The following is an 18,419-nucleotide window of genomic DNA, read 5'->3' on the forward strand; positions in this document are numbered from 1 at the left end:
GGTCTATAATAGCAAAGCGATGACCGGTTCCTGATATCGTTTTAAGGCGAGGAAAGAACGCCTTATGCTGGGATAATGCGTGACCGAGGATTTACCGAACTAAGAACAAAACCCTTACTGGTGCTCATTAGCCGGTGCACCAAAATAACTCGGATATTTATCGTCTGGATTAATAACGATATTATCCAACACCACCTCTGGGTCTATCATAAACACTTTGAGCTTATGCATACCCGCTTTGTTAACATCCAGTTTAACGTCGAGCCATCTCAAATTATCAAAAACCTCATCGCGGCGTGGTTTACCACGTGATACCAGGGCATAATTTTCTCCGATCGGCGGCAGTGGCTTTAAGCCCGGAGACATAGCGAGGCTGGCCCGGGTATATTCTCTAAACTCATCGTGAAATCCTTTACGCGCATCAAGAATCTGGGGTGCCTGATCATCTATCGAAACAGCTATCCTTAAACCTCTTTGAGGATTTACATCCTGTGTAGGCAAAATACCGAGGCATACCTTAACGAGGCCTGTATCGGGCAGAAATATCGCATACTCAAGCCTTGCAGCCGTTTCAGCGTTGGCACTGGGAGCCGTTACCGGGCTAATGCCCATGCAGGCCACCGACCGGCCAAGATCTGGCAAGGGTATCCATTGAGCATCCCGCCCGGGTACATTAACACTAAATTTTTGAGCCGGGATAGAAAACTCACCCCAACCGCCAAAATAAGGCTGCCCGGTATGCGGTAAATTTATTTTTATAGCCGTTATGGCAACCGTTATGGCTGTATCTGCCTGTTGGATTTTAACGTTACCTTTAACTTTACCATCGGCTATAGATTTCCAGTCGATATCAACATACAGCCGGATTTCTTTTTCTACCGTTCCTTTTGTCGCGGTCAATTTAATCCAGGGTTGATCGGCACTTGCTGTAAATTGAAAGGCTCCCCTCCCGCGGTTAAAAACATCGATGTAATAACGCTGCTTACCAATCACATCAAATGCAGGTAGTTCCGCCCTGGCTTCGGTTCCGGGCCATGCCTGTTCGCTGCCCTCAACGGCAATACCCATTGCGGGAGAAGCAAGCGGACTGACTTCCTTTAGCTCCGGTAACTGGTTTTGACGCGGCATGGACCATTGCTTGTAACCGATGTGTACATCCAGCATCATGTTTTTCCATTTACCACCGGCAATCGAGTCGTTGTAACGGTTGCTTAATTGTTGATCCAGTTCAAACAAATCACGCGCCTGTTTGGCATAGTCATTTGCGCTTACGCGCCCCTGCCGGGCATAAAGGTTGTTACGCCCTGCATCCAGGTATATCTCGGCAACGCCAGCAGATGCTTTGGCCGGGTAAAGTACCAACTGGTAATAAGCATCCTTTGCTTCAGCCGGTATTTGCTTTTCGATCGCTTCCGCTTTAGCGGCCAGATCACTCCAGAGCTTAAACTGGCGGTCTGCTTCATGATAATTTACGAAACTAAATAAGCGTGGATCCTGAACTTCGGGTTTGCGCCACAAATTATACTTGGCGTATTTAGCAACAATATCAGCAATCTCTTGAGCATGTGTTTTTCCAAAAATGCCTTCGGCCCAATTTATCGTATAGTCTGAAATTCGACTTGCCGGAATAGCGTCGGGATTCCAGGCATAATGCATAATAAAGTCGATGGGCAGCTCTTTAGGTTTAAGGTCGCCCACGTTGATGATCCACTCCCTGTTGATCCCTGTTTGATAGGCCAGGTTGAGCTGCTCGTGCAATTTTGGCAGTGTGGTGGTATTTATCCAGCGGTCGCTCCACGGTCCGCCGTTCATATCAATATGATAATAAAGCCCTAATCCTCCTTTGCGGTTTTTTTCCTTTTCCGGACCGATTCGCCTAATGTATCCCCAATTGTTATCACAAAACAACAGCGTAACGTCGTCCGGCACCTTTAAACCGGCGTCATAGTAGCGTTGCACTTCGGTAAATATAGCCCAGGCCTGGGGCACTAACGACGGGGATTTACCATAAACCTTGCCGATAATATCCTGCTGATCGGCTACTACTGAGCGTAATGTTTTAATGTTCGCCTCATCTTCCCCTTTACCCATGGGCACATCTCCGTCGCCGCGCATACCTATGGTGATCAGGTTATCGAAGTTTTTATTTCGCTCCAGCCCGTCATACCAAAATTTTTGCAGCTTTTCAGCATTGGTAGTATAATCCCAGGGCCCTATTTCATCCTTTCGCTTGGTATATTCTTTCTGAGCCCTCATCATGGGTTCATGATGCGAAGTTCCCATCACTATGCCATATTCATCTGCCAGTACAGGGCTCATCGGGTCATCTTCGTTAAAGGCATTGCCCCACATGGCCGGCCAAAGCAGGTTTGCCTTTAAGCGCAGCAGCAGCTCGAACATATGCACATACATTTTGGAATTGATGCCGCCGAACTTTGCATTAGCCCAGCCTGAAAACGAAGGGCTTTCATCATTGATAAAAATACCTCGGTATTTTACTTTAGGCGAACCCTGGATATACTTGCCTGATTTTACATACAGGTTGCTGCTTTTTTTTACAGGAGCATCGGCCCACCAGTACCACGGTGATACGCCGATTTTTTCAGAAACATCATAAATGCCAAATATAGTGCCCCTTTTATCGCTCCCGGCAATAACCAGGTTTTTGCCTACGGTTTGTATCACAAAAGATTCCCACTGTCCTTTTACCGATGAAACGTTGATCTTACCATCAGCAATAAGTTTATCAATGATGCGGCTTTTGCCGATAGTGCCCACCAGGATAGCGCCCTGGCTTAAAGTTTGGCTTTGCACCACCGCAGGCAATATGCCTGTCACTTTACGTATATCATCCCCCAGATCGTTTGCTGCACGTATTACTCCTTTCCAATCTTCGGGGTCAGCCACGATGGTAGCAGCCTTGCCGTTGGAAACTATAGGAAAGGCTGCCACTGTTCTGTTGTGGACTATATATTGCGGAATGCTGCCGGGTTGAATCTGCGCATCGGCAGAGGCAGCGGCAATAGTTAATCCAACAATCAGCAAACAACGGATTATATTTTTTTTTAACATCATATCATAGGTTATAGTCACGTATTGATTCGCCAATCGTCGCTGGCTGATCATACGTTTTAATTTTAAAAAGTAAACCTCATCACCCCACTTTCTCACCAGGCAAATGTAACCAGGCAGCAAAACCTCCTATAGAACGATTGTCGAATTATATAGCATAGATGTATCGAACACCCCTTGCTGTAGGTATTTTGGAGTATATAAGCCGATTGTAGGGTTGAGATCACGAATGGCTTCCCGTTTATCTATAACAAATTACTGCTGCTGGTATCCGGATATGATACCGCATCAGCCAAAACAATCATGATTTAACATCATACCGATTGCTGCCGGAACATTAATTCAGCCTTTTATTTAATTCTATATCAACAATTTGCCAACAAAATCCATCTCCCCGGAAACATTTTTAAAGCAAATCCATTCTATTACAAAAATGCTTGCCGTAACGCCAAGCCATATAATTTAAACCCAAAAAGCTTTTATTTACGGCCTATCGTTGTACCTAACTTACGTTCCGGCTCAACCATCAACACAACCTTTTATGATGAACCAAAAAAGATCTTTTTTCCAACGATTCAAAAAGACCATTATAGCGGGTGTCATTTTTCTGCTTTTAATGCTGGCATTTGCCAACTGGCTTGGTTTTCGGCATGTGCCGGAGCATGTACGCGAGCTTTATAGTATGATAACAAGCTTGTTTAATAGACATGATCGTACGGAAAATTTAAGTGAAGCGCAAAAAGCAGCATTAAACACGGCGGATACTGTTATTACAGATGTAGCGTTGCCCGCCCCCATGGAGCCGGTTGACACGGTGTTCCTGGCCGCGCAAATTAAGCAAGGTGGCTATGTACCGCCCAGCTATAAAGAAGACCTGGAGCGTATCAGGAAAACAGATTTTTCAAAATTGCAGAAGGCAACTGATAAACCTACCGATCAGGAAGTAGAGCAGGCGCTGGTGAGGCGTTATGGAGAAGAACTTATTAACTTAATTCGGCCCCGGCAGGCACACATCAGGGCGGGCCAGTGTTATAACGCCCCTCTCCAGCAAACACCAAATCATCATCAGGAAATAGCCAGGGTAACCTGCATGGTATCGGCATTTAACAACAAAAATGAAAACATAGGCAATATACAACAGCCGCTGGGCATTGTTTATGATTTTGTAAAACTGGAAAGCGACCCCAATACCTGGTATGTAACGGATTACAGCCAAACTATCCCTTTCGATTATAAATTGAACAAACGATAGATACCCGCACGATGCATCAATTTAAATATATCATTCTGGCACTAATAGGCCTGGGCCTATTTTCGTGTAAAGAGCAAGATCCGCTCAGGTCAACCTTATACATTAGCACCAGTAATGACGACTTGTATAGCATTAACCTGAAAACCGACCAATTGAACTGGAGCATTCCCGGCGACACCGGAAGAACGGAATTATCCTTCTTCAGCTTAAAAGGCGATAAATTGATCAAGGCTTATACCGATAAGCATATCATTGAGGTAAATAAGCAAAACGGTAAAATCAATTGGAGCTACCAGGATAAGCTATCCGAAAACCATGCTTATTATCATTACGACCTGGACAAAGTGATTGATGCCTTTTTTTCACAATATCCGGTAATTTATCAAAACAGAATGATTTATGCCAGTACACAAGGCGAAATTAAAGCTGTAGACCTGGCATCAAAAAAGGTGTTATGGACACACCAGCTGAACATTCCGATTGATTTTTCGCCTTCTGTAGTTCAAAATAAACTGGTGCTTAACTTAGGCTACCGGATGATGACGTTGGACCCAAATTCGGGTAAGCAATTGGAAGCATTAGATTTTAAAACCCCCATACCGAACGAAACCACCGTTGACGGCGATTGCATTTATGTAGCAGATGAACATGGCCAAGCTTTTGGCTTTGACAGCAACCTGAACCAGCTATGGACGTCTATTCCGGAAAACGCAGATGCAGGTAGCAGCAAGGTTATTACAAGTAAGGATAAATTGCTGTATGGCTACCGCTCGATTATACTATTGGATAAAAAAACAGGTAAACCGGACTGGGAGGCTACCTTACCGGGTGATGTTATAGCCCGCTCTTTGGCGATTGCTGGAAATGAGATCAGCGTGGGGGCCGCAAATGGTATATTTGTGCTCGATGCTGCAAATGGTAAAATATTACGACAAAAAAGGCTCACTAAAAACGATATGGTTGGTATGATGTATTATGCCAATGGCTTTTATTATTACTGGTGTACCGATAATGGGCTGTATAAAACCAGCCGCGACTTGAAAGCAGATAAGATGATATACCAGACTAAAAAAACAATAAACGAACTTACAGGCACCTACATGGTTGCCGAGTAAAATCAAAATCGTAACACATCGCCCATTGGCGTATCTGTATCTTACTACACAGCTACAATAAACAAATATCGCGTACCAGTCGCTCAATTTCCTTATCGTTATAACCATACCTGTTTTCAGCAAAATCTTTTCCTGGCGGCGGCAAAACCCTAAATTCATAATGGATTTTCTGGTCCGGAGATAAGCAAACCATTACGCCGTCCGAAAAGTCCAGATGATGGGTAGAAAAAGATAACAGATAGTTAATGCTACCTTTTTTGAGCAGCATCTCAAACCCCTCCGGGAAATGTGGGGCGGCAGGCAGCATCTCATAGGTAAAACCGCAATTAGTTAATGCCTCTTTTCCTATGCGTTCAAAATCAGTCAGGTATTTTATTTTAATATCATCAATTATCATCACTCGCTTAGTTGCAATGCTTTATGGATATAGTTGTAACGCTGATAGGAAGCCAATGTTTACCTGCGATGGAGTAATAGCCGTGCCACTAAAGCCTTTAGTCAAACATATTGTATAGCTAAGCGTTGCATAGGCTATTACTCACATAAGCGTCAAATGTATATAACCAATATCAAGGTTTTAGGTTTACTTTTCATTTTAAACGCAGCCTTTTTAGGTGCTACGGCACAGCCATTGGAAGCTAAGTTGGCAAGCACATCAAATATGGCTACGCTTTCAAACAGGCAAGTCAATCGGACAGCCCCAAAAAAAGGAAAAGCTATTACCCAATCCGCCGTTGCAGGCTTGAGTATTGAAGGGCATTATTTAGCCAGGGCTATAGAGGGTTTTGATGATAGCTGCGATATAAATGCAGACATTACAAAAGTAAAAAATGTGTACCATTATAAATTATACGTAGCAGGCAAGGTTCACAAGGGTATTCTCAAAGTTTCACATTCAAACAATCAAGGGGTTAGATATATTATTTTCACAGGCATCCCCTGGGCGTTAAACGAAGGCGATATCTCGCAGCTCAAAGACGATGAAGAACCCAAATCGCTTAAACTGCCGGTAGGTATAAGCGGTTCGTGGTCAAACAACGAGATCATGATCCAAAATTCGGGCAATGCCATGAACCATTATGTTCAACTTGATGCCTGCGACCAGAAATATATCCGGATGGTGAAACAAGTACACTGATTGTAAAGATCTCCTCACGTTGTGCAGCGATAAGCTTAAATCATCTCCTACCTATTGAAGTTCAATTTTCATCAATATCAACACCATCAAGGCTCAGCAATTAAGGGACGCAGGGCATCGGCCCATACCTGGTATCCTTTGTCTGTCGGGTGTGTAAAATCGAGCATCATTCCGGGCAGAAAGGTACCGTCGGCTGCCAGTAATTTAGGGCCAATATCTACGTAGGTTAAATGTTGCTCTTTGGCAAAGGCTTCCAGTAACTTATCTATTTCGTTGATCAGTATTCTGCGCGGGTTATCCGGATTTTGTTCGCGGGGGAAAACCGCCATTAATATAATTTGTGCACCCGGCAGTTTTGAGCGCACACGCAGGCAAACAGCGCGGATCCCGTCAACAATTTCGGGTGCGGTATTCATCCGGGCATTATCGGTCTGGCTGGTGTTATTGGTACCGATATCAATTACCACGGTTTGTGGATGGAGCCCGTCAACCTCGCCGTTGTCTAACCGCCAAAGTGCATTTTGAGTGCGGTCCCAGCCAAAACCCAGGTTAAGTACCCTGTACTGCCCGAATAAACCCGCCCACGAATTTGGGCCATTCGGTTTCCGGGGTGTACCATCGGCATGTTTCAGTTTTGGCTCGCCTCCCCAAAAGTGGGTAATAGAATTACCGATCAGCACAATTTGCGGATTGATGGAATCCTTAATCCGAAGGACTTCGGCATGGCGGTCAAACCAGTTATAACTATCATTCTCTAACTTTATAACCGGAACAATGGCGGTATTGGCAGGGACATCGGTATCTAAAGATTGATCGCCCATTAGCTTGCTGAGCAGTGGTTCCATGGCCTGTGCCCATAGTTTGGCACCGGCTGGGCTGGGATGCAGGTAATCGGGCATTAAGTCGCGATTGATGGAGCCGTCAAAATTCAAAAACACATGGTTTACATCGCAATAAAAAATATTTTCCCCATCGGCCATTTTGGATACGATGTTTGATGCACGTTCTAAAATAGCACGGTGCGACGTAGGGTTTGGCCCTCCATAGCAACCCGGGAAACACCTTAAAATAATGATCTTGGTAAAGGGTAATTTTTGGCGAACTACATTTACAATAGCAGCTATACCGCCCGCAAGCTGGCCTGCCGTATGTCGGGTTGGATAGTTTTTTTCGTCAATATTATTGGTGCCTATTTCGAGCACCAATACCTTTGGCGATTGGCCATCAAGTTCGCCATGCTGTATATTCCAGAGTATGTTTTCGGTGCGGTAACCGCTAAAGCCCAGGTTAATGGCATGCCGAGGAGCATAAAACTGATTCCATACGGATTGATAGGCCGATTTTTCAAAATTATTGGTAATGGAATTACCGAGCATAATGAGGTCGAATTTTTCTTTCGCAACGGCTGCTGATTTTTCGGCATGGCGTTTTGGGCTATACCCTTCAACAGGGATGGAAGACGGGTTCACATCTTCAACTTTAACAGGCGGCGTGGTTGTTAAAAAAGTTTGGAGTAAACCCGGTAATTTTAGTTTTTTATCAAACGGGTTAGTATCTGTGCCCAAAATATAGGCACTATCGGGCAGCAAGGTAAAAGTTTCTTCGCCATCGTATCCCTTCCATGTTTTAGCATATTCGCTGCAACTGGCAATGCAGGCTTTTTTATCATTAGCCGAAAAAGTGGCAAACAATACCGGGCCCGGATTAAGCGGAGGCATAACCGCCGGGAAAACAGTTCCGGCTAAGGTTTCATCCAAATATTCAGGCGATATTAATATCAGCTTATCGGGCTGCTCGTTTGGGCTAAGGCGCTGTACAGTCCGGGCAGCAAGATGCCCGCCCGATGAAAAACCCATCATATCCAGTTGAAGGCCACGCAAGCCGAGGGACGCCCGGTTTGCTTTAAGCATCCTAAATGCCTTTAGGGCATCCTGCAAAGCCATGTTACGGGTTTGCTGCTCCGCGGCAACACGATAGTAAAGTATAGCCACGTCAAACCCTTGCGCGTTAAGGTACGATGCCGTTTTTATACCCTCGTTTTTTAATTTTAACAGTTGGTACCCACCACCAGGCATCAGCAATATAGTCCCCCTGGCCGATTTGGATGTTGTGCGTATCAGCCTGAGCATAGGCGTGCTAACCCAGCGTACATTGCCGTCGGCATCAGCAGGGATGCCTTTGGGTAACGATTGCCCTTCGAGCGACACATAACCGGCATGCAGCGTATTCTTCGTTTGCTCAACAGACTGTGCTGTAGCCGCAGCCGTAATGAATAATAAGAAACCGAGTTTTATAATTAATTTCATACGTGTTATAGTTATTAAAACTGGAATATATTCCTGGTTCCGGGTTTATTGCAAAACCCTGCTGACCGGACCGGCTATATTCTGATAGCTCAACGTCATTTAACTTTGATAACAACCTCGCCCCCTTTAAGCGCTTCGGAAGAAGCTTTTAACCTGATTTCCCCGGCCTGTTTGTAGGATTGAACCAGCACCAAACAATACCCGTTGAAGGCTGTGCGCTGGCTGGCTTTATCCGGTTCATGGCTGCTGGGGTTACCATTGCCTGTGCCAATAATTTGCCCGGGGCCTTCTATAAAAAACTTAACCAGGTTACCGGCTGTAGGCACAACCCTACCTTTGGCATCTTGAATGGCCACCTGTATCACAGCCACATCGGTACCATCGGCTTTAATCATCTTGCAATCGCTTTGCATCGCCAACTGTGCGGGGGCTGTTGTTGTTTCAACAATATCTTTGGTTACCAGCTTGCCGTTTTTATAGCCCCTGGCCTCGAGTTTACCAGGATGGTATACCAACTTCCATATCAGTTTAGTATAGGGAACTGCCTTTTGCCTACCTATTATTTTGCCGTTGAGCAATAGCTCTACTTCGTCGCAATTAGTATAACAATGCACCTGTATGCTCTCCCCTTCTTTACCGGGCCAGTTCCAATGCGGAAAAATATGAACTACCGGTTCGTTTGTCCAGGCCGCCTTGTATGCGTAGTACCCGTCTTTGGGGAATCCGCATATATCCATAAAGCCGAAATGAGAGGTAACGCAGGGCCATTGGTATGGCGTAGGTTCGCCCCGGTAGTCAAACCCTGTCCAAACGAACAAGCCTCCCAGATAGGGGTATTTAACAATGTCGGCCCAGTCTTCGCCCGGCAGCGGGCCCCAATTGGGTTGCCATAGCCTCAGGTTTGAAACATAACCTTTCCCCCAATCGTTTTGATATTCGCCACGGGTGGATATGAAACTGGTAGATTCTGTACAAAACTCAATCCGGTTGGGATATTTTTCATGATCTTTTACATAAGCCAATCCTTTATCTCCGTAGTTATAACCCACAACATCCAGCACATCGCTATACCCGCCTTCGTTCCGGCCATGATTCATGGCAGCGGTAACAGGGCGTGTAGGGTCAATTTGATGGGTAGTTTTAACCAGGGTTTCAAGTATCCTTGCCCCGGTTACTGTGCCTTGTATCGCTTCTTCGTTTTCCATGCTCCACATAAATATGGATGGATGGTTGCGATCCCTGTATAGCATAGTGGTTAAATCGTTTATCCCTTCTTCCGAGCTCGACAAAAGCCTGTTTTCATCCAACACAAGCAAACCCAGGCTGTCGCACATGTCCAGCAGTTCAGGCGTAGGGGGATGATGAGAGCAACGATAGGCATTGCTGCCCATATTTTTGAGCAGCTTTAATTTATACCAGTTTATTTTATCGGGAAGGGCAACGCCGATGCCGGCAAAGTCCTGGTGATTACAGGTGCCCTTTACGGGATAAAGTTTTCCGTTTAAAAACACTCCATTCCGGTTGATTTCGATTGTTCGTACGCCAAATGTGGTTTCATAGGTGTCGATGATATTCCCGTTTTCAGAAACCTCAGTCAGTACTTTATAAAGGTCTGGCGTTTCGGGCGACCAAAGCAGGGGCTTTTTGATAGCACCTTTTTGCGAAAACTCGGTTGTACTCAAAGGCGCAATTAACTGAGATGATGTTTTTGTATCAAGTACTACACCTTTTTTATCTACAATTTTAGAGATGAGCGTTATGTTTTTAGCTGCTTTATATTCGTTTTTTACCGTGGTTTTTATGGTTACGGCAGCTTCGTTGGGCGAAACCACTGTAGTAACATAAGTACCAAACCGGTCAACATGAAGCCGGTCGGTTTTATTGAGCCAAACATGGCGGTAAATTCCACACCCTTCATACCACCAGCCTTCGTATTCGGTAGCATCTACCTTCACCAGGATAACGTTTTTACCTTCGTTACCATAACGTAAGATATCAGTCAAATCATAGTTTGATGGTGTGTAGCCACTTTGATGCCTACCCATGAGCTGGCCATTAACCCAAACGGTACTATTCCTGAAGATCCCGTCAAACTCTATCGTTATCTTTTTTCCTTTATCTGTTTCGGGTATTTCAAATTCTTTTCTGTAAAAACCTATCCCGCCGGGCAAGTATCCGCTTACAGCAGGTGCGCTCCCGATTGATCTGTCATTAACAAAGGTTCCCTCCACGCACCAATCATGCGGAAGATTGACCTCCCTCCAGTCTTCAGGTTTAAACGCAGATGCTTTATCCACATCGGTATAAGCAATCACAGCTTCTTTATTGGTTTCAACTTTGACATTGATATCTGTTAGCCCACCGTAACCGGCAGCTTTAACAGCACGTTTGATAGCTATATCGCCTTTGTGGAAGTGCCAACTAAGATCAAAATTCTCCCTCTCCCTTGCCGACAAGGGAGTTAAGCCATTTTGTGCTGAGGCCTCAACAGAAAATAAAACAGAAAGAAACGACAACCCGCCTCCCCAAAGCCACTTTTTAAACACCCGGTTCATCAAAATTATTTGTTTTTATTTACTATCCATCTTGTAAATGCGCTCCATCAGTTGCCATTTCTGGTCGGCAGTTGCTTCTGCATTGCTATCCTGAAATCGCGACATGTGCGCTTCCCATTCGCTTTGCCGAGGCTTAAGGGCCAGTTCGGCCATTGCTTTATCATGGTCAAACTCAGTCACGGTATCCATAATCATAAAAAGCCTGGTTCCAAGAAGATAGATCTCCATATCGATAATTCCTACGTCCCGCATACCCTGGGTTATTTCAGGCCATGCTGCCCCTTTGGCATGTGCTAATTTATAGGCTTCAATTAATGCTGGATCGTTACGCAGTTCCATTGTTTTACAATAGCGATTACCTGAAAAATTATTCTCTCCTTCTATCATGACTCATTTTTATTTACCTGTTCTATTTAGTTTAATTTGTAATGACATTCACTTCTGCATATCCTGTATTATCGTTACCCTCGGTATTCTTCAAAGCCCTCAATTTGATATAACGTGCTTTTTGAGTAGCAAATTTTTTAGTTTGTATTACCGGGTTATTTTTAATGTTGGAGAATTCATCTTCATCAACCAATTTCCATGTCACATTATCTTGTGAAACATAAAATTGGTATTTGGTAATGATGCCAGGATTCCATAAAGCCTGATCGGGCAGATAAGTAAAACCAACCAAGCTTTCTTCTTTTCCCAAATCGATCACCAAATCAACCGGCATTTTTTTATCCTGGCTTTGGTGCCATACCGTAGCCGGATCTCCATCTAAAATAGCCTTTGCTTTTTCTTCATCTACACCTAAAATCCTCCAGTCCTTACGGGGCAGATCAAATTTTTCGTCTACTTCCGGGCTGCTTTTTCCCGTCGAAGCATCGCAGGCAATTGCCTTTACATTCAATTTACCATCGGTTTGAAATGGCCCCGCATATTTCTTCGACGACGTTGTGGGCACACTTCCATCCAAGGTATAATATATTAGCGATTCTTTGTCGGCCGGGATTATCATTACTTTACCGGATTGGTCCCTGATTACAGCTGGAGCGGTCAAAATCTGCTTGGCGTCGTAAACACCGATATTGGAAATAAGAGGGGTGCTTTTTGAACCGGTAATTTTCAACCGCACCTTGGTGGCCCTTACCGTTTGGAAAACAAGGATACGTTTATACCCTATAGTAGTGGCATTGGCTACTTCTTTCCAGTTGCCGCCAACTAATGCTTCAACCGTGAACGATTTTACCCTTTGGCCCAGCGGAATATATTCCTGTACAAGAAACCGGTTGAACGAGGTTGGCTTACCCAAATCGATGGTTAGCGAAGCAGTTGTAATATCATCGTTTGGCGCCCAATAAGTATCGTTGTTATTATCAACAGCTTTGTCGGCGCCAAATTTTTTGCCGTTGCCACGAATATCAGAAGCAGTTGCTTGCTTCATTTTAGCCAGGTCAACAGCAAATGTTTCTTTAACTGTTTTGCCAAATTCAAGGGCTGCTTTTTCATCTCTTTTATTGATTAAGCCATTGGGCATAATGGGGAAGTTAAGCAGCAAAGTAGCATTGCGGCCAACGGAGTGATAGTAGGTATCCATTAACTGAGGTAGCGTTTTTACCTTACCATCTTCACCGGGATGATAAAACCACTCGGGCCTGATGGACGTATTTACCTCGGCAGCAACCCAGGCGTTACCGTTTTCTAAACCATAGTGCAACATATTCCAGGTAACTTCGCCTGTAGCATTAAGCAGGCTCCAATTGGTTTCGCCTACAAACCCCGCTTCAGTTCCCACCCAGCGCAGATCGCCCCTGTCGCCGCCATCGTTCCAGATCACACAATCGGGTTGTAGTTTGTGGATAAGGGCGTAGGTGTTCTTCCAGTCGTAGTAGGTGGTACGGTCAATAGTCCGGGTTTCATTGGCGCCGCCATAGTAACCCGAGCCACCGTTGGCACCGTCAAACCATACTTCGAAAATGGAGCCATAATTAGTTAACAATTCCGTGAGCTGGTTCCTGAAATAGGTAATGTATTCGGGCTTACCATAATCCGCGCTATTTCTGTCCCAGGGTGATAAATAAATCCCTAATTTCAAACCATATTCTTTACAGGCGTCGGCCATTTCTCTAACCACATCCCCTTTCCCATTTTTCCAGGGTGCATTTTCAACTGAATACGCTGTGTATTTGGATGGCCAAAGGCAAAAACCGCAGTGATGTTTGGCTGTGATGATAATCCCCTTCATGCCCGCTTCTTTGCAGATGCGTGCCCACTGACGGCAATCCAACTCTTTTGGATTGAACAGTTTCACATCTTCATTTCCAAATCCCCAGGATTGATCGGTATAGGTATTCAATGAAAAATGCACAAAGGCGTAGGATTCCATTTGTTGCCAACGCATTTGGTTGCTGCTTGGCAAAGGGCCAACTGGTTTGGGTGCGGTTTGAGCCTTGCAAAACACCGCCGGGGTTAAACACAAAACTATTCCCCATAAAAAAAATCTATTCATCAAATTCATATTTATTGCATCTTTAATTTAATCTGCTGCCTTAATTCCTTTTGGTTGCGAAAAACAATTACTTCGGCATCTTTTCCAATAGCGGCATTCTTCGCTTCCAATAAGTCTTTAAGATTATTAACCTGCTTGCGATTCCACATCAATATCACATCGTTAGCCTGAAGAAATTGCGATGCAGCCGAACCACGGGCAACCGACGACACCAGTACCCCTCTTATCCGGTCCATACCTGTTGCTGATTGCTCGCCAAGTGTACGCAGGTTTTTTAACCTGGCACCCATAAATGCTATGGTTTCGTCTTTGCTGTAATTATCAACAGCCAATACTGAGGGAAAATTTACTTTTTTTGCAATGGCCTTCAGGCGCGCAGAAACAACGCCGAAACTATCCATCTCAAAATTTTTGAAGCCTATGGATAAGGCAGCAGCATCTTTTTTTACTCTAAAATCTCCTTTCTGAGGATTCTCAAACAGCAAGGGGCCGTACACTGAATGTTCATCCGTACCGCGCGACCTTGCCTGAGCCAGCGAAACGGAATCAGGAAAAGCATTATAATCGATTTCCGTTCCCCAATCGGCAATACCGATGGGTAAGTATGCTGCCCCAACAATATTATGGCGAAATACATCCTGGCTGTTTTTAAACCATACGTGGGGGTGAAAAGTATTATTGACCATGATGTTGTTTTCTACAATCCGGTTTACGCCCTCCCGCAGTTTGATCCCCCCATTTAAACAAAGATTATTGTAAATAAGATAATTGCTGGACCCATCATCCAGATCGATATCCCAGCCGTGGTCGCAGCGGAACCGGTTATTACGGAGCACAATCGGTTTCACAACATCAAGAAGCGCCATGCCGTGGTTTTCGGCGACGACCGAATCAAGCTTTTTCTTATCAGCCTGCCAATACCGGTCGCGCCCCCAGGAATTAAAAGAACCGTGATCCCCGGTTTCTTTTACGGTATTAAACACATCGTTATACTCAATAATATGCCCTCCCCAGGTCCCTTCGCTTACGTTGATGCCCGCACGGGGCACATCATAAATGGTATTATGGCTTATCACAATATCCTGACACATGGATAGTTCTATCCCGGCTGATTGCTTTTCAACGTAACCAAGGTCAAATAGCAGGTTATCATATACTTTACAATCTTTGGGATAATTGTTTGTTTTGGGCCCGGGCGTACGGTCTATCTCCGGCGGAGGTATGAATTCGTTATACTCAAAACTTGGCGAACGTACTGCTCCAGGGTCGCCGACAAAACAAATGCCGCTTGCGCCGATTTCGGAAATCTGGCAGCCAGACACTTCGCAGCCGCGGTTGAATTTGCTGAAAAATACAGCGTTATTGCCTAAATCATACAGCAGGCAATTTTGGAGGCGGCAACTTTCGGCACCTTCGAAGAATACTGCGCCACCACGGTAAATCGTCCAATCGCTGCGCAGCAGGGGTTCTTTGTTTTGCATAAAGGTCCGCACGGTTCCAGTTAACGTAAGGCCGGAGATAGTGATGTTTTTAACCGGATTTTTTTCTGAGCCCTTAAATTCAAATAAGCCGGGTAGTTGCGGCGCTTCAAACCTTGCTGTCTTTAAATCAAGGCCTTTAGGTGGCAGATAATATAAGGTTCTTTGCTGCTTATTGTAATACCATTCGTTTGCTCAGTCAAGTTCCTCAAAAACGTTTTCAACATAACGGTATTTTTCATGCATTGCCGACCGCCTGTTATTTTGCCAGCCCCCTTCAAGAGTGGGGAGGCCGCCGCTGTCTTTGCCGGTAATAACGTAATGCATATCACCCCACCTGGCGCTGTGCAATGCATGCACATAACCGCCCGCTGGCGATAGCCACCTTGCAGCCCGTTCTTTACTTACGGCATCAGCTGCCGTACCGCCGAGAATTTGTACCGATGGATTATAGTTTGGGTAGCGGGCCATGTGCTGCAATTTGCCATTAACAAGCAATGCATCAAAAACAAGGTCTTGCTCAATCTTAGTTTGCCAGATACCATTTTTATATGGGGTCCAGCTCAAGCCGCCGAGGATAGCGGCACCACTGATAATCACTTTCTGATGGTCAACGCTCGTCAAAGTCAGCGGTTCGTTATCTTTCCTCGAGTCGGCAACGGTAAATACCACGGGCTTACTTAAGTAATACGTGCCCCCATATAGCCTGATGAAAACAGCCCCCCGCATTTTCCGCGCCAGCACTAACGCTCTGTTTATAGAAGCAACTGGTTTACTTGGTGTACCCGGATCAGCATCGTTACCCCGAACAGAAACATACAGATTTGTTTGCGCCCTGCTAAAAGCCGGCCATAGGCAAGCAGTAAATACAACTGCCGCCGTTATAAGATAGCTTTTAAGTATCACGCTGTTTATCACTTTCGGTTATTAAGTTAGTAACAAAATAAATTTATTTTACCTCTATAAACTCCGGCTCATACGGTGCAATAGTAAAATTGCCGGTATAACTTTTATCAAAAAGAATACTCTGCGATTTTCCATTCACCGGTATTTCTTTTGATTGTCCTGTTACGTTAAGATATAAAAAATGATTCTTGTCAATCTGCCTGGCCATAACGCCATGAGGCACCTGCGGGCCTTTTTTGATACCTAATTCATTGATCAGATCGTCCACCAATGGGTTCAATAAACCATCGCTGGCAGGCAACCCAATATAAATGGCCCTGCCTTTGCCGTATTTATTGGAAGTTATGATGGGGTAATCTTTATCCAAACTGGTGATATTGGCGAGAACCTGGGCTCCTTTGGGCTCTATGATATCCAACCGTGCTGATTCAGCTTCAATAGCCTTCCCTTTATAGTTTAACTTCATTTTTTTGCCTTTCAGCCCCTCACGGGATATTTCGTTTAGCGCTTCTGTTTCCTCATAACCCGCTACCCGTATGCCAAATACATCGTTTAAACGCCCGGGGTGGGTGGATGCAAATACTTTCCCGGTTTCGTCAACCACGGCCGAATTACTCGTCATCACAACGGTACCGCCATTTTTTACAAAATCCCGGATTTTATTGGCCGTTGTTTCGTCCATTACGGTTACACCGGGCACAAAAAGTAATTTATAGTTTAATGAGCTTTTGCTGATCTCGACCACTCGGGTATCCATATTGCGGTAATAGAACAAATTCCAGCAGGCTTGTAGTTGTTGGTCCTGCGCTTCGGGGAAAGAGCTGCTGGCTATCTGACTGGGGAAAGAGAATGCCAAACCGACCTCTGCATTGAGCTTGTAAGGGAAGAATTTTTCAATCTTTTTAAACTCCGCAGCTATCTTTTTGTATTCATCGTATTTACGATTAGGTATCCCGTCCCAATCGAGCATCCCTTCCAGGTATTGCTCTTCGCCCGCCCACATACTTTGCCAGGTCCAGCCGCAAACCATTTGGTTACCGTACATCAGCGTGGCATAAGCCGATTTACGGATGGAATTGGGTACAGCAGTCATGGTAGTAAACTCACTGCACCAAAAAGGGTTGGCACTTTCAAACTGGCTGCGGGCAATTACAAATGCCGAATTCATTACCCCCCAATTGGTGGTTAATGAGTTGCCGGGATAAAAGCCGCAACCCTCGCGGGCCATTTTTCCGGAATAGGCAATTTCAGAATAATCAAAATACCGCAGCGCGCTGAAGTACCAGGCATTGGTATTGGTCAATACACCGGGGGCATTGGTATTCACCCTGTCGAGCACCTTGAATAAAATCTGGTTCACTTCATCGGAAATAAAACGCCTGAAATCTAATATTTTCTCCGGTGCGCCGTTTTTTTCGCCGGTTACGGGCAGGCCAACCTCATCAAACTGGTTAATCCGCCTCGACCAACGTTGTGTAGCCCAGGCCTTGTTAAAATTATCAAGGGTTGAGTACTTTTTTTCCAGCCAAAGCACAAACCTTTTTCTCACCGTTTCCGAATAGGAAATAGGGCCGTCGCCCGATTCATTATCAATACCAAAAGCTAAAAGGGCCGGATGTTTAGCATAATGTTTGGTCAACGTATCCGCGTAGCGCACCGCATATTTTTGATACATCGGATCGCCTACATCATCCATATAGCGATGGTTAGGGTATTGCGCGTTGCCGCCAGGGCTGGTTACATCAATTGAGGGATATTTATGGTGAAGCCAAATAGGTGCCGGGCGGATAGCAATATCCAGAATCACTTTAATCCCCGCCTTATCCATCATGTCCATTACGGCATCAAACCATTGAAAATCGAACTTGCCTTCAGCAGGTTCATAACTGTCCCAGGCTAAATGGCCCATGCGCACCACCTTAAATCCGGCGGCTTTCATCAGCATAATATCCTTTTTTATTTTCTCCGGATCTTTATCATCATGCGGATGATAATTGGTGCCCACGTATAAAGTTTGAGCATTGGCGATAAAAATACAACTGCATAAAACCGCTATTACTAAAGCTATCTTCATCAAAATTTATTTTTTTTATAAACTAA

At 44.8% G+C, this 18,419-nt stretch carries 12 protein-coding genes; 3 read left to right on the forward strand and 9 right to left on the reverse strand.

Going from position 1 to position 18,419, the window contains the following annotated elements:
• Window positions 1–114: 114 nt before the first annotated feature.
• Complete coding sequence (locus MUCPA_RS08935) at window positions 115–3,075, reverse strand: glycosyl hydrolase 115 family protein (RefSeq protein WP_217220437.1); 2,961 nt, start codon at window positions 3,073–3,075, stop codon at window positions 115–117.
• Window positions 3,076–3,613: 538 nt separating this feature from the next.
• On the opposite strand from MUCPA_RS08935, the gene MUCPA_RS08940 reads away from it, so the two are divergent.
• Window positions 3,614–4,324, forward strand: a complete 711-nt coding sequence (locus MUCPA_RS08940) for a hypothetical protein (RefSeq protein ID WP_008505864.1) — start codon at window positions 3,614–3,616, stop codon at window positions 4,322–4,324.
• 11 nt (window positions 4,325–4,335) lie between these two features.
• Window positions 4,336–5,439, forward strand: coding sequence for an outer membrane protein assembly factor BamB family protein (locus MUCPA_RS08945; RefSeq protein WP_008505865.1), 1,104 nt, complete (start codon window positions 4,336–4,338; stop codon window positions 5,437–5,439).
• 52 nt (window positions 5,440–5,491) lie between these two features.
• Here the strand turns inward: MUCPA_RS08945 and MUCPA_RS08950 are convergent, their stop codons facing one another.
• Window positions 5,492–5,839, reverse strand: a complete 348-nt coding sequence (locus MUCPA_RS08950) for a hypothetical protein (protein ID WP_157543851.1) — start codon at window positions 5,837–5,839, stop codon at window positions 5,492–5,494.
• A 153-nt stretch (window positions 5,840–5,992) separates the two neighbouring features.
• Here MUCPA_RS08950 and MUCPA_RS08955 point away from each other — a divergent pair, with 153 nt between their 5' ends.
• Window positions 5,993–6,577: a hypothetical protein gene (locus MUCPA_RS08955; protein WP_008505867.1), complete on the forward strand. Its 585-nt coding sequence runs from the start codon at window positions 5,993–5,995 to the stop codon at window positions 6,575–6,577.
• An 86-nt stretch (window positions 6,578–6,663) separates the two neighbouring features.
• On the opposite strand, the gene MUCPA_RS36905 is transcribed toward MUCPA_RS08955, so the two are convergent.
• The 7 genes from MUCPA_RS36905 to MUCPA_RS08985 all read right to left on the reverse strand — a co-directional run bounded on the left by MUCPA_RS36905 (window position 6,664) and on the right by MUCPA_RS08985 (window position 18,393).
• A complete protein-coding gene (locus tag MUCPA_RS36905; RefSeq protein WP_008505868.1) occupies window positions 6,664–8,883 on the reverse strand; it encodes a GDSL-type esterase/lipase family protein in 2,220 nt (739 codons plus the stop codon).
• Between the two features lie 95 nt (window positions 8,884–8,978).
• A complete protein-coding gene (gene galA / locus MUCPA_RS08965) occupies window positions 8,979–11,438 on the reverse strand; it encodes a beta-galactosidase GalA (protein ID WP_008505871.1) in 2,460 nt (819 codons plus the stop codon).
• Between the two features lie 15 nt (window positions 11,439–11,453).
• Entirely contained in the window at window positions 11,454–11,825 is a 372-nt protein-coding gene (locus tag MUCPA_RS08970; protein ID WP_008505873.1) for an L-rhamnose mutarotase, read from the reverse strand.
• 31 nt (window positions 11,826–11,856) lie between these two features.
• Complete coding sequence (locus MUCPA_RS08975; RefSeq protein ID WP_008505875.1) at window positions 11,857–13,935, reverse strand: alpha-L-fucosidase; 2,079 nt, start codon at window positions 13,933–13,935, stop codon at window positions 11,857–11,859.
• A gap of 11 nt (window positions 13,936–13,946) precedes the next feature.
• Window positions 13,947–15,416 carry a right-handed parallel beta-helix repeat-containing protein gene (locus tag MUCPA_RS38610; protein ID WP_217220440.1) on the reverse strand — a complete coding sequence of 490 codons (1,470 nt, stop codon included), beginning with the start codon at window positions 15,414–15,416 and terminating at the stop codon, window positions 13,947–13,949.
• A gap of 192 nt (window positions 15,417–15,608) precedes the next feature.
• On the reverse strand, window positions 15,609–16,331 hold the full coding sequence (locus tag MUCPA_RS38615) for a hypothetical protein (RefSeq protein ID WP_217220442.1): 723 nt from the start codon (window positions 16,329–16,331) through the stop codon (window positions 15,609–15,611).
• A gap of 31 nt (window positions 16,332–16,362) precedes the next feature.
• Window positions 16,363–18,393 carry a beta-galactosidase gene (locus tag MUCPA_RS08985; RefSeq protein WP_008505878.1) on the reverse strand — a complete coding sequence of 677 codons (2,031 nt, stop codon included), beginning with the start codon at window positions 18,391–18,393 and terminating at the stop codon, window positions 16,363–16,365.
• Window positions 18,394–18,419: the final 26 nt, after the last annotated feature.

The sequence above is a fragment of the Mucilaginibacter paludis DSM 18603 genome (genome assembly GCF_000166195.2).
Taxonomy (GTDB): Bacteria; Bacteroidota; Bacteroidia; order Sphingobacteriales; family Sphingobacteriaceae; genus Mucilaginibacter; species Mucilaginibacter paludis.

Bases quoted from the DNA above. Each gene is read 5' to 3' on its own strand.
- MUCPA_RS08935 (WP_217220437.1), bottom strand. From the start codon at position 3,075: ATGATGTTAAAAAAAAATATAATCCGTTGTTTGCTGATTGTTGGATTA.
- MUCPA_RS08940 (WP_008505864.1), top strand. From the start codon at position 3,614: ATGATGAACCAAAAAAGATCTTTTTTCCAACGATTCAAAAAGACCATT.
- MUCPA_RS08945 (WP_008505865.1), top strand. From the start codon at position 4,336: ATGCATCAATTTAAATATATCATTCTGGCACTAATAGGCCTGGGCCTA.
- MUCPA_RS08955 (WP_008505867.1), top strand. From the start codon at position 5,993: ATGTATATAACCAATATCAAGGTTTTAGGTTTACTTTTCATTTTAAAC.
- MUCPA_RS36905 (WP_008505868.1), bottom strand. From the start codon at position 8,883: ATGAAATTAATTATAAAACTCGGTTTCTTATTATTCATTACGGCTGCG.
- galA (WP_008505871.1), bottom strand. From the start codon at position 11,438: ATGAACCGGGTGTTTAAAAAGTGGCTTTGGGGAGGCGGGTTGTCGTTT.
- MUCPA_RS08970 (WP_008505873.1), bottom strand. From the start codon at position 11,825: ATGATAGAAGGAGAGAATAATTTTTCAGGTAATCGCTATTGTAAAACA.
- MUCPA_RS08975 (WP_008505875.1), bottom strand. From the start codon at position 13,935: ATGAATAGATTTTTTTTATGGGGAATAGTTTTGTGTTTAACCCCGGCG.
- MUCPA_RS38610 (WP_217220440.1), bottom strand. From the start codon at position 15,416: ATGCAAAACAAAGAACCCCTGCTGCGCAGCGATTGGACGATTTACCGT.
- MUCPA_RS08985 (WP_008505878.1), bottom strand. From the start codon at position 18,393: ATGAAGATAGCTTTAGTAATAGCGGTTTTATGCAGTTGTATTTTTATC.